The sequence below is a fragment of the Caballeronia sp. genome, from assembly GCF_028292365.1.
Lineage (GTDB): Bacteria > Pseudomonadota > Gammaproteobacteria > Burkholderiales > Burkholderiaceae > Caballeronia.
This window is the reverse complement of sequence record NZ_JAQGMM010000601.1, coordinates 1-2,934: the sequence shown is the minus strand read 5'-3', so window position 1 is coordinate 2,934 and position 2,934 is coordinate 1. Positions and strand designations below refer to the sequence as shown.

3 protein-coding genes and 1 pseudogene are annotated in these 2,934 nt (G+C 58.6%); 2 read left to right on the top strand and 2 right to left on the bottom strand.

Features of this window, described 5'->3' with window-relative positions:
• Both JWR14_RS35360 and JWR14_RS35355 read right to left on the bottom strand, forming a co-directional pair.
• A pseudogene (locus JWR14_RS35360) lies at positions 1 to 206 on the bottom strand (polyisoprenoid-binding protein); the annotation flags it as partial.
• A 146-nt stretch (positions 207 to 352) separates the two neighbouring features.
• The gene (locus JWR14_RS35355) at positions 353 to 913 is read right to left on the bottom strand and encodes a cytochrome b (RefSeq protein WP_299718792.1); all 561 of its coding nucleotides are present in this window, start codon (positions 911 to 913) and stop codon (positions 353 to 355) included.
• A 479-nt stretch (positions 914 to 1,392) separates the two neighbouring features.
• On the opposite strand from JWR14_RS35355, the gene JWR14_RS35350 reads away from it, so the two are divergent.
• Both JWR14_RS35350 and JWR14_RS35345 read left to right on the top strand, forming a co-directional pair.
• Positions 1,393 to 2,181 carry a paraquat-inducible protein A gene (locus tag JWR14_RS35350; protein ID WP_299718790.1) on the top strand — a complete coding sequence of 263 codons (789 nt, stop codon included), beginning with the start codon at positions 1,393 to 1,395 and terminating at the stop codon, positions 2,179 to 2,181.
• On the top strand, positions 2,178 to 2,876 hold the full coding sequence (locus JWR14_RS35345; protein ID WP_299718788.1) for a paraquat-inducible protein A: 699 nt from the start codon (positions 2,178 to 2,180) through the stop codon (positions 2,874 to 2,876). The genes JWR14_RS35350 and JWR14_RS35345 overlap by 4 nt, the downstream gene beginning before the upstream one ends.
• Positions 2,877 to 2,934 lie beyond the last annotated feature (58 nt).

Genomic DNA, 2,934 nt, shown 5'->3' with positions numbered 1-2,934 from the left:
GCCGTCGGCTTGGCCGGATCGAAGTCGAGTTGCGCGGTGAACTTATTGAACTTGCCTTCAACCGGCACGTTCATTTGCTTCGATGTCGCCGTCACCGTGCTTTTGGTCGTGTCGACCTGGGCTTGAGCAAAGGCGGAAACCGTCACGACCAGCGATGCGGCGGATACGCCTGCAAGCAACCAACGGGAAGATTTCGCGTGTTTCATGTATGTCCTGAGGCCACCGGGAAAACCGGTTGAGCCGCTATTGAAAAGTCAAACGCAATCCCGCGCAACCCATGCGGAGGAAACTGGCTATCAACAACAAGGAATCAATTACACCTCATTTCCAATGAATGCGAACCGGATGATGCTTATCGAAGGAACGGGATCATGCGTGCGAGCAAACCGTCACGATCGACGAATTGGTGCTTCAACGCAGCCAGCACGTGCATGACGACGAGCACGAGCAACGTGTAATTCAGGTAAATGTGGACCATCTTCAGTGTGACTTTCAGCGCGTTATCCGGTCCGATGATGGTCGGCAACGGCACCAGCCCGAGATACACGACCTGGATGCCAGCCGCCGAGCTATACAGATACCCCGACATCGGAATCACCAGCATTAGTGCATAAAGCAGAAAGTGCGTGAGGTGAGCGACGCCTTTTTGCCACGTGGGGATGCGCCGCGGCATGGCCGGGGCCTTATGCGTGGTGCGCCAGAGCACGCGCACGACGGCGAGTGCGAACACCGTCACGCCAATCCATTTGTGCCAGGAGAAATACTTGAGCTTGGTCGGCGTGAAACCGGGAATATCGGTCATGATCCAGCCAAGATAGAAGCCGCATACGATCAGCAGCGCGATCAGCCAGTGAAGGCCGATCGCGGTCCGGCTGTAGCTATCGGAGCTGGCGAAATTCGGGCTGCGTTCCATACGTGATCCACCAGAAAAAGTGCGCAATTGATGACTTGACCCAAGCGGTGTATTGCGCGGCATCCGCAATAACCCCGACGACAAGGTCTCAAGGCCGCCATCCTACCCGAACAAGTAAAAACCGGCTTTTCGATAAAGAAATAGTTGCCGATCCATCCACGCCCGCGTTACAAATCTGTTATCAGTGGCGTGTGACCCGGGGTGGTTTTCCGGGTTTTTGTTCAAGTTAACGAACCACGCACGCTAACCATTCCATTTGGGCGGGGATCCAATCCAGATACGCTCATCGGCAAGGTCCTACGCCGCTGCGCCTTGCCAGTTGGCACGGCAAGTCAGGTCTCCGCGCTTCTTCCGCGTGGCAGCCCGCCGTTTGTTACCATGCCCGCTGGCCCGGCCCTTGCTCTTTTATGCAGCCGCCCCAGAACCACGACGTTCAAGACACTAAAACAACACGCCAGTACGAGCCCAGTATTTCGCCTATGGAAGAAGACGATCTGATCGCATGCCACGAGTGCGACACGCTGTTTCATAAGCGCGCCCTGCCGTCCCGCAGTTCCGCGAAATGCACGCGCTGCGGCGCCACGCTCTACCAGAGCGTGTCGTCGAATCTGGACAAGCTTTGCTCCATCACGCTCGCCGCGCTGATTACATTTTTGATCGCGCAGGCTTTTCCTATCGTGGAACTGGAAACGAACGGCATCACGTCGCAAACGACCCTGATTGGTGCAATCGTCGCGTTGTGGGGCGAGAACATGGAAGTGATCGCGACCATGGTTTTCTGCGCGACCATCCTTTTTCCGCTGACCGAACTGGTTGCCATGCTGTATTTGCTCGTGCCGTTGCGCGCGGGTTTCATTCCGGCCGGCTTCAGTCAGGTGCTGCGCGCGATTCAGTTCGTGCGGCCGTGGGGAATGATCGAAGTGTTCATGCTTGGGATACTCGTCACGCTGGTGAAAATGGTGAGCATCGCCCGCGTTATTCCAGAGGCGGCCCTGTTCGCATTCGGCGCGCTGACCTTGCTGTTCGCGGTCATCCTCACCTTCGACCCGCGCGCGCTGTGGGAAATCGCCGAGCGTGTTGGCGGTCACGGACCGTTGCGTTACACGCCTTTCGGCGGCCTCCGGTCCGGCTCGGTATCAGCTTATGCGGCCACTTCGCATTCCGGCCCATCATCCGACTTGCTGCATCCGTTCGCACCGCCGCAAGGTCCGCCACAAGGTCCGCAGGGGACGCCCCCCGACGCAGCCGCGCCACCCACAAAGCCATGACCGACAAGCCCGATACCCCCGACACGCCTGAGGCCCCCGACGCCTCCGGATCTCCCGAGCCGGTATTCACAACGGCCAAGGAGGCCGGGCTGATTGCCTGCCACGCGTGCAACCGTGTGCAAAAGCGCGTGTTCACGGTCGAACGCCAGCTTTGCGTGCGTTGCGGATCGCCGCTGCATCGGCGAAATCCGGACTCGGTCGCGCGCACTTGGGCGTTGTTGCTGTCCGCCGCGATCCTGTACATCCCGGCGAATTTATATCCGGTGCTGCACACGTCGTCGATCGTTGGTTCTGAAGACGACACCATCATGAGCGGCGTGGCGATGTTCTGGAACGATGGCGACTATCCGCTCTCCGCGATCATTTTTATCGCCAGTATTCTCGTGCCGATGCTCAAGCTCGGCACGCTGGCGTTTCTCACCTGGGCCACCCAATCGGGCTCCAAGTGGCGTCCTCGCCAGCGCACGACGTTGTATCGGATCGTCGAAAAAATCGGCCGTTGGTCAATGCTCGATGTCTTTGTCGTGACACTTACCGTCGCGCTCGTGCGCTTCGGTTCACTCGCCGTCATCACGCCGGGGCCGGGCGCACTGGCGTTTGGCTGCGTGGTGGTTCTCACCATGCTTGCCTCCATGCAATTCGACCCGCGACTGATGTGGGATCACATCGAACCTTCAGGAAAGAAACATGACTAGCCCGCAAGGTCCTTCGAACAACACCGTCAAAGGCCCGAACGAGCCGTCGCGAAACGCG